Genomic DNA, 9,529 nt, shown 5'->3' with positions numbered 1-9,529 from the left:
TTAATTATGCTTACTCAAAAGCTCTCCTGCGCTACTGACATACTCTCGTTTTCAGTGCGGCAAAAGTACACCCTATATCCTTTACAATCCAAATTTATTTAACTTAAATATTCTGATTGTGGGAAAGTTTTATTTTAAAGTGCTGATATGATTATTTTTAGAAACCTATCCATATTTATCCACATTAAGCAAACCGCATAGTATTTAATGAATTGATTATAAAAAACGCTTTTGAAGAGCTTTATATATAGAGTATCCCATCAGAGATCCGATAGTGTCTGCTACAATATCAAGGGTTTCCATGGATCTGCCCAAGTGCATTTCTTCCTGCAGTATTTCTGTAAGGAATGCATATATAAGGATGATTTGAAAAAAATAAGAGAATTTAATTTTGGGAAAGGTTGCCATAAAGCAGAAACCCAGCATTGCGAATATACTCAGATGCAGAACCTTGTCGATTCCGTTGAACATGAACCAGTACTCATGATTTTCTTCGCCGGGCTTTAAAAGCATATAAGTAAGAAATGCCCAATAAATGGGCAAGATCTTACTAAATATTTTTGAAATTTTATCCAATGATAGCCTGATATTCTTCTGCAGAAAGCAATTCTGAATGATCTGCACCGTCAGCAATTTCTACTTTGATGATCCATCCGTTTCCATAAGGATCTGAGTTTAACAGTTCAGGCTGAGCTTCAAGTTCTGAATTAAATTCAATTACTTTTCCTGAAACAGGTAAGAATAAATCTGAAACTGTTTTTACAGCTTCTACACTTCCGAAAACATCTCCGCCATTAAGATCGTCATCTACAGTATCTACATCTACGTATACGATATCTCCAAGCTCTCCCTGTGCGAAATCTGTAATCCCGATTGTAGCCACATTCCCTTCGATCTTTACCCATTCGTGGTCTTTAGTGTACTTTAATTCTGATGGTGTGTTCATTTTTTAATTTTTATTTTTACAAATGTATTCAAAATTCTATAAGGTTCAAATATCGAATATAAAAAATGTCCCTATTTTAAGGGACATTAATTTTTAAAATCTTTTATTTTATAATCCGCCTGAATCTCCAAACGTAAATGTTGCTGAAAGCCCGGCTCTGATTGTAGATAACGGAAATGCCGTTGAAATTTTGTATTTGGATGTCATCTGTTCATAGAAGACTCTCAGGTTAAGATTTTCTGAAACGTTATAGTCTGCAGAAAGTTTAATATTTAAAAGCTTCTGTCCTCCTGTCACCTGTGAATCATCCAGCAAGATATTGGTGATACTGGTTCTGCTGTCTCTTAATGAGAAATCTCCCCTGATATTAAGATCACTTCCTTTTCCTTTTGCGCCTCTTACATTGGTCATCCCCAATCTGAAGTTCCGGATAATATATCCTACTCTTACCACATACTCGGAATTAGCATCTTCGGTAAGGGTATGGTTTACCAATCCTAATAAAAGCATTCTGTTTCTGTTATACTGTAATCCGAACTGCATATTATTTCTCATGGTAACATCTACTCCGATAAGCGGTGAGAATGATTCAACATATCCTACCTGGGAGAAAGTAAACGGATTGATATAATCATTATTAACATCAAAGGCGACTCCTGTAGAAAGTGAATTAAAATAATCAATGCTTGACTGGATCCCTGTTGCAGTATAAGTCGCATTATAACTGTGTAAAATATCAAATTTAGAGAACTGTCCGCTAATGATCGGGAAGTTCTTTAATCCTGAATAGGTAATCTTCCAGTTTGGTATTGGTAAGCCAGCTTTTTTAGCATCACCGACACTTTTTATGGATTTCCCTTCTACTGCCGCTCTAAATGCAGGTATTAAAACGTATGCATTTGCAATACTATATCCTTCGGCAAAACCATTGGCATCAAGCTGAGCTCCGGGCCCGCCTAATTGTTGCGAGTAAGCTCTTGCATTTTCCCTGATTGCCTGGTATACTGCCTGCCCATCTTTAAATGATGTTTTTAAAAGCATCACAGAATTAGAATAAGTAATTAAATCATTTGCAAAGGTATAATCATGGTTGGCGGTTCCTAAGTTTTGTCTGTTATTAAACCCGGATTGCGAGAAATTCCTGTTATAGTTCTGCAGGGCATTAATATCTATTCTAAAATCATTAATCGGAACCACCTGCAGGTTTGCCCGTAACTCCTTCGTAGACATCCGGATATAAGGATCGGTCATCAAATCGCTGTCACTTACCCAACCATTTTCAAGAACTGTTCTTCTGATATCAGCCTGTGAACCCAGTAGGAATCCAATTGTAGGACCACCCAGGGTTTGACCATAACCATACCAGTTAGGAGCTGATAATAAGCCCGGAAGTACTGTCCCGTTATTTTCAGAATAGTTAACATCCAACTGTTTGAATGAGGTTAAGAAGAACGCCATACTCTGTAAAGGAGTCAGCTTATTTTTGAATTTATACCTCTTATACTTATATCTGTTCTTTTCCCATTGTTTTGTGAACACATTATTCAATGAATCCATTTCCTGTCTGCGTTTCTGAAGCTTGGCAGAAATATTTTTAAAATACTTAAACTGGCCAAAGAACTTCGGAATATCTGCCGTAGCAGTAGCCTGGATCACATTCGTATTCTGACCGACAGACCCTAAGCTTCCTTCAGGGCTGTATAGTAAAGCGGTAGATCTTGCATTCCAGTTATAGGTGAATCCGTATCCCAGTTCCGCATCAATGAAATCAAGGTATGGTAAATACTGGAACGGAAGTTTATAATTCAGCTGTACCCTGTGGTTATACAATACCGGTCTTCCCGCTCTGAATACATTGCCAAAGATCGAAGAATTATCCATTGAATTTACATCCATATTATCATTCAGCGTTCTCATCACAGAGTTGATCTCAAGCTTTAATGATTTTGTAAAGTTGAATCCTAAACCATATTGCCATCCGAAATAGAAGTTTCTGTTTTTAATGGCTGCAGACTCATCATTGAAGTTTCCGCTTAAGATAGATTCAATATTTCTGAATTCAAGCTCGTTATAATTTCTGTCGATTTCTGTTCTGAAAGATAATCTTGTCGGGATAGGATTAAAATTAAATTCTTTCGCCCATCTCAGGTATTTCGTTGATTTCGCGGTATCGCTGATCATCTTGTTGAAAGGTCTGATCACCCAAGGCTTGAAGGTATAATTATAATCTACATATCCTCTCAGATACTGTCTGTAATTTTTCTTGGTATAAATATCCCTGTAGAAGTCATCGTTATAAACAGCTGTTACGGAAATATTTTCTACATCATAGAACTTCGGTTTTTTGTTTTGATTTACCCTTTCCTTATGCATATTCACCACTCCTAAACTTCTTTGCTGGGTGTAGGTTCTGGCTACTTTTTTCAGCTGTTCTTTATTCGCCGCTTTATTAAACTCGACATCGGTATCCAATGGGTTGTATTTAGGATCTTCGATGGTCTGTGAATAAGAATAGTTCAACGGAATTTTCACTCCGGTTTTCTCAGGAAGGAATTTATCTACATTGATCGCGGTATTGATACTGAATGCAGAGTGTGTAGACTGGTTTCTCTCTGCCGGTTTGGAATCTATGCTTCCGAAACCTACTGAGGTATAGGATGCACTTGTATTCACCACTGCAAAATCCCCAAGGTTGAAATTCAAACTTGCATTTCCTGCATATCCGCCATCATTTTCAATTTCTGAAAGACGGATTTCGTTTACCCATAGAATCCTTTCTATAGAGTTGCCGTTTCTATCTCCTGCGTTTCTGATACCAATCACAATGGTAGTCACATTCCCTAAGCTCGGACGTCCTTTGATATAAATATTTTTAAGGTTGTCTGTCTGAGCAAAAACAGGATCCTGAATTCTGTCACTGATATTATTCGGAGAATTTTTATCTCTTCTTATTTTGGCATCTACGAAATTCTGGATCTCCAGATCGACATCATTTTCCATCGGCCAGATCTCCATTGGAGTAGTCGCTGTTTTTGGAGTAAGCTTCATCGATGCTTCATATTCATAATAGTTATCTGCAGCATCACTTCCGAAACGAATGAAGAATTTGGTTTTCTCATCCATATCCGTATCTCTTCCTGTAGGATCTTCAGCGTGTACAAAAAGTTTTAATTTTTTATACCTTCTCATATCCAGGGTTGTATTTTTAAACACCCCTCTTGCTTCAGTTACCGGAAGATTTTTTGCTCTTAAATACAAAGAGCTTTCATTTTGTCTTTGTGCTCCTGCATTTCCACTTAAAATCTGTCTGTCGATTCCCGGAGGCAATACATACGGTGGCTGATTAAGGGCGTTCTCTTCAATATTTACACTTCCTATTTCCAGGTTCTGCGGATCAAGTACATTATCACTTCCTTCATTTGAAGTAGTCTCCCCATATTTAGCAATATTCTTAGGATATTTTCTCCAGTCTGATCTTACAAGATCCATCGTACCGAATCTTAATGTAGAAGTCTGATCAAAGCCGGTTAATAGTAACCTTGCAAATCTTACATTATTAAGAACCCCGGCATCATGGTCTCCGATATTCGCGTCATACTGTGAAACCGGAACTCTGAATAAATACCATTTTACATCGGAAGTCTGCCCGTTCTGGAATGTAGCTTTTACTGTTTTAACATCAACAATATTATTCTGTCCCAATGCCATGCTTGCCTGATCCAGTTTTACAGTATACTGATTATAGTTTTCTGCCTGATCAAGGTTGTAATCCTTATTGATATCTTCAGCATCCGGAGTCTGGGAAGATACTTCCAGAGAGTTACTTTGTGAGTTTCCTTCCGGGCCTCTGAAATATTTATATCTCTGTACCAATGAAGATGCCTGGCTGCCTGTAAACTTCGCAGACAAATAGAATACGAAATCATCGACCGCAGGGTCAGCAAGATTGGTAACCGGGTTGGTAAATGTATTCCCGAATTTCATTGATTCCTGGTCTGAACTTAAACCGTCATATCCTGCATCCTGTATTGTTCTTTCCTGGCCTTCACTGGAGAATGCATATAAAATCGGAGGTTGCTTTGGTTGCGATCCCCAGTTTGAATCTGTTGTTACAGATGGAGACCCCGGAGTCGGCAAACCGTTTTCATACTGCATTAATCCGTCTTTCAAAATATCTTCCGATACATTTCCCAACTGAAGTAATAATTTTGGATCTGCTCCTATATTGGTTCCATCGGCATAAGGATCCATTAACCAGAATTCCACATATTCAATATTTGAATTGACAAAATTGGATACACTGATCGGTCTCATAATCCCTGCCCATCTCTGTTGTGTGGTTTCGGTATTAGGATTTACGTTATAAGGTCCTTTTTCCTGCGGATAATATGAAATATCAAAAGTATTGGTAAATGTCTGCTCACCCGCTACGAAATCCCTGTTGTTGTAAATCTCGGAATACTGAACTCTTCTCGATGCGTGATTTGAAACGGACTGTGGTGTAATTCCCGCAGGCGCTTTTCCTCCTACGCCCCAGAATCTCGGGTCGATATTATACCATGATAACAATCCTCTTCCGTAGCCATTCGTTAAATCATTACTTGCTCCTGCTCCCTGGAATATCGGATCGGTTTGATTTTTTTCCGGTTTTGAAGCAAGGCTCCATGCTGCCGGTTCTTTTAATGATATTTTGGAAGTGGTTTGTTCGAAATCATCAATGTAAGACTGGTCATTCGTTCCTTTATTCAATCCCGGAAGCAAGTAGGCACCTTCCATTTTAAAATTCAGGCTGGAAGGAGCTTCTGTATTGACGAAAGGTATTTTATCCGTTAATCTTGTCAGGAATGGAAGCTGATTGTTGTACATTAAATTGATCCCGAACATGGTATTGTTTACAGCTTCCTGGCCATAATTTACTTTCTGGGTTAATGGCGATTCGGAGTAATTTACAACCGTTCCTCCTAAAATGAAGTTTTCATTAAATCTTCTTTCAAGATTCAATCCTAAGAATCTTTTTCTCTGTGTATTGAAAGTCAATTGATTTTCTAATGAAATATTGATTGCCTGTCCGGACTGCTTTACATTCTCGTTGATAATGGTTACCGTTCCCAACATGTAGTCTACGGTATAGTCAACGCCTTCCGTCAGCTGAACTCCATTCGCAGTTACTTTTACAGAACCTTGCGGAACGTTTACAGCACCTAAGGAAATTCCCTGTCCCTGTGTTCCTTTGTAACGGCCTTCCAAGGTATATCGCTGCGGCAGATAAGTTGCCACCTGTTTCTGCTGGTTATAAAGATCGGCTTGTACATACGTCGGGTCACTACTTCCCAGTACACTTGCCATGTAGCTGCCAAAAGGCTGGGTTTTTGTGAAGATAATTTTTCCGGTTTCCGGTCTTACCGTGATTCCGTTAACAAAGTCAAAAATACCATCACCGGTACTGTTCCCATTATTCTGTAAATCCCCGTTCATATTCAAACGGTCCCAGTTTAATAATTTCAACAAGTTAATATCCTGAACATTGGTGCCCGGAAGATAATTTACCTTACCTCCAGTTTTGGCGTCCCTGTAAAGAACATTAAGAATAAAGCCGTCCTGACTGATCTGCCCGCCGTCTAAAGAATAGATATTCTTCATCATCAACTGCCACATCGGAGAAGCAACACTCACTTTCGTATTGGATCGAAGAACTTTGGTCACCAGCACAGGGCTCTCTTCAGAAAATTCCCCTACTTTATACACTTTGTTACTTCCGTCGGTATAGGAATATGAAACTGCCAAAAGCTGACCGTCATTCAATTTCTGATTCAGGGAAATATACCCTAACTGAGGCTGGAATGTATACTCATTGGCATTCAGCCTTCTTGCTTTTTTATTAAAGATAAAGTGCTCTCCTTCTTCGTAAGGAACCGAAGCTCCCGTTGCATCCGGAAACGACTGGTTTTTTATAAGATCTGCATAATTGATTCCCGCATCTCTCGGGGTACCCATTGCTGTTGTGATTGCCCCGTAAATATTATTATTCGGGTTATCCGGAAGTAATCCGCCTTCACCCAAATCCCTGATCCCGACAATACTTTTCTGGTAAGCCAGATTACTGTTTCCCTGATCCAATACCCAAACTTCAAGTCTTGTGATATTGATTTTCGAATTGATCTGAGGGTAATTAAGCAATGCATTGTCATAGCCGTTGAGGAAGTAATGCCCTAAAAAGTAGTGCTGATTGTCTTCATAATCTATCGCATTAATTTTAAAGGTATTGACGGCACCACCGCCCTGTACAACAATATTCCGGGCCTCACCCTGCTGTTGTGAAAGCACCACCGTTCCGAAGGTTTTACCCAGCTGGAATTCGGTTTTCACCCCGAACAATGATTCCGAGCCCCGTATTAAACTGGTTGAAAGCGGCATATTAACGTTACCGAATTCTACTCTTTTTATAATTTTATCTTCCCCGCCTGCACTTGGTTTATCAACTTCCTGCAGACCTTTTTGCTGAAGGTCTTTCCAACTTCCTTTTGCCTGCCAGACCAGATTCATCCTGTTCTCAAATGCAAAACCGCTTTGGGTATCATAATTGGCTTTCAACTGAAGGTTTTCACCCACTTTCCCCAATAAGCCAAGCTGAATCCTCTGATTGATATCAAAGGTAAAACTGGTTCTGTTCTGAGGTAAAATCAAAGGGTTATCGATCTTCTGGTAGAGTCCGGCAAAATCAAAAGAAGCATATCCGGAAGGGATAATTTCAATTTTATTGCTGCCGAAAATGGTTTCAAACAGCTTATTCCGGATCGTCAATGAAGGAATCAGCCCCTTCTTCTTGGCATCGCTTTTATCTTTACGGAAAAGTAAGTTATACTGATCTGATTTTTCTTTGTAGTAAGCCCTGCTCTGAGCGGCCATCATAAACTCCTTGTACTCTTCCGGAGACATGGCTGTAGGCTGTCCTGTGACGGTATTTCCGATTTTCGGATAGACATAGTACATTCCCGTTTTGATATCATAAAACGCCTCATACTGAGTAGGGTCTGCCACTTCATAATTTTTCTTTATAACAGCAGTGTCCCGTACCTGCTGAGCAAAGGTATTTACTGATATGCACAGGAACGACAGGAACAAAAATATATTGAGATACTTATTATTTGCCACCAAATGTTAAATGTTTTTTAAAATTTGTTTTACCAATTCTTCTACCGAAATACTTGGATTTTGTTTGATCATACGATCTGCGATTTTCTCACTCATCCTTTTAGGAATCCCTAAAACTTCTAATGCAGATAACGATTCTTCCTTAATTTTATTATTCACAAATGTAGAAATATTTTCTTCCGGGTTGCTGAATTTTTGGACCTTATCCTTCAAATCCACAATGATCCTTTCAGCTGTTTTGGCTCCGATTCCCTTAGCTTTCTGAATAAGGGCACTATTCCCTGAAAGTATCGCCGAAGCAATCTCATCAAGGCTCAAGGTGGATAGTAAAATAAGGGCTGAAACTGCTCCTACTCCGTTAACGCTTATTAACAGATTAAACATTTCTTTTTCTAAACGAGTGTTAAATCCGAAAAGTAAATGGGCGTCTTCACGGATAATTTGCTGAATAAATAAAAAGGTATCCTGATTCAATGTCAGGGTTTGTGAGGTCATTAAACTGATTCCTACATAGTAACCGACTCCATTGACGTTGATTACGGTGTATGTAGGGGTAAGCTCCTGAACAATGCCTTGTAAAGAAAATATCATTATTAATTTTTAAAACTCCCAAATATAGCAATTTAAACTAATTAATGTTTTCATTTCACACCCGAATGATTTTTAACTTAATTTTTGAAGCGAAATTCAATCATTTCCCTAAAAACAAAAAGACTCCAAAATTGGAGTCTTTTTGTTTTTTTATAGATAGACCTGTCGTAAGAATTATCCTATCTGAAGGCCCATATAATCATTAATTACATAAGAACAGCCGTTATCCATGAGTTCTTCTTCCGAATGGGTCGTTGTAATACCAATTACCTTCAGGCCGGCATCGTAAGCTGCCTTTATCCCTCCCATCGAATCTTCAACCACCAGACAGTCTTTATTACCTATCTGTAATTTTTCAACTGTTTTTAAAAATATCTCAGGATCTGGTTTTCCTTTTGACACTTCAACTCCACCGGTAATTGCATAGAAATAATTTCTGATATTCAAACCGTTTAAAATAAAATCAATGCTTGACGGAATTCCCATAGTTGCGAGACCGGTTTTAATATCTGCCTGATTCAGTTTCCGGAGAAAAGGGGTTAACCCGTTAACTTCCCGGATATGATCTTTGTATAAATCCTGGTAAGCTTTTTCTTTTAACTGTCCCAGCTCATAGATCCTGCTTTCGGATAAATCATCTCCAAAAAAACGGATGATCATTTCATCCAGTGTTCCATGATTCTGAGCACCGAAATGCTCCCGTTTAATATCAATTCCATGGTGTCTCAGAAATATAATCCATGACTCTTCATGGTAAGGGATGTTGTCTACAAGAGTGCCATCCATATCAAAAATGATCGCCTTTCCATCAAACTTCATTTCTACAGCCCGGTATTGTAT

The 9,529-nt window shown here is 38.7% G+C and carries 5 protein-coding genes; all 5 read right to left on the bottom strand.

What is annotated here, in order from left to right; translation table 11 throughout:
* Positions 1-216 precede the first annotated feature (216 nt).
* Complete coding sequence (locus AB8P06_RS04365; protein ID WP_369838349.1) at positions 217-543, bottom strand: VanZ family protein; 327 nt, start codon at positions 541-543, stop codon at positions 217-219.
* 25 nt (positions 544-568) lie between these two features.
* The gene (gene gcvH / locus AB8P06_RS04360; protein WP_369838346.1) at positions 569-946 is read right to left on the bottom strand and encodes a glycine cleavage system protein GcvH; all 378 of its coding nucleotides are present in this window, start codon (positions 944-946) and stop codon (positions 569-571) included.
* Between the two features lie 108 nt (positions 947-1,054).
* Positions 1,055-8,098: a T9SS outer membrane translocon Sov/SprA gene (gene sov, locus AB8P06_RS04355; protein ID WP_369838343.1), complete on the bottom strand. Its 7,044-nt coding sequence runs from the start codon at positions 8,096-8,098 to the stop codon at positions 1,055-1,057.
* Between the two features lie 6 nt (positions 8,099-8,104).
* On the bottom strand, positions 8,105-8,689 hold the full coding sequence (gene ruvA, locus AB8P06_RS04350) for a Holliday junction branch migration protein RuvA (protein WP_369838340.1): 585 nt from the start codon (positions 8,687-8,689) through the stop codon (positions 8,105-8,107).
* A gap of 174 nt (positions 8,690-8,863) precedes the next feature.
* On the bottom strand, positions 8,864-9,508 hold the full coding sequence (locus tag AB8P06_RS04345) for an HAD family hydrolase (RefSeq protein WP_369838337.1): 645 nt from the start codon (positions 9,506-9,508) through the stop codon (positions 8,864-8,866).
* Positions 9,509-9,529 lie beyond the last annotated feature (21 nt).

Source organism: Chryseobacterium tongliaonense, assembly GCF_041224435.1.
Taxonomy (GTDB): Bacteria; Bacteroidota; Bacteroidia; order Flavobacteriales; family Weeksellaceae; genus Chryseobacterium; species Chryseobacterium tongliaoense.
Note: the sequence above shows the minus strand (reverse complement) of the source record. Positions and strands in the feature narration are given on the sequence as shown.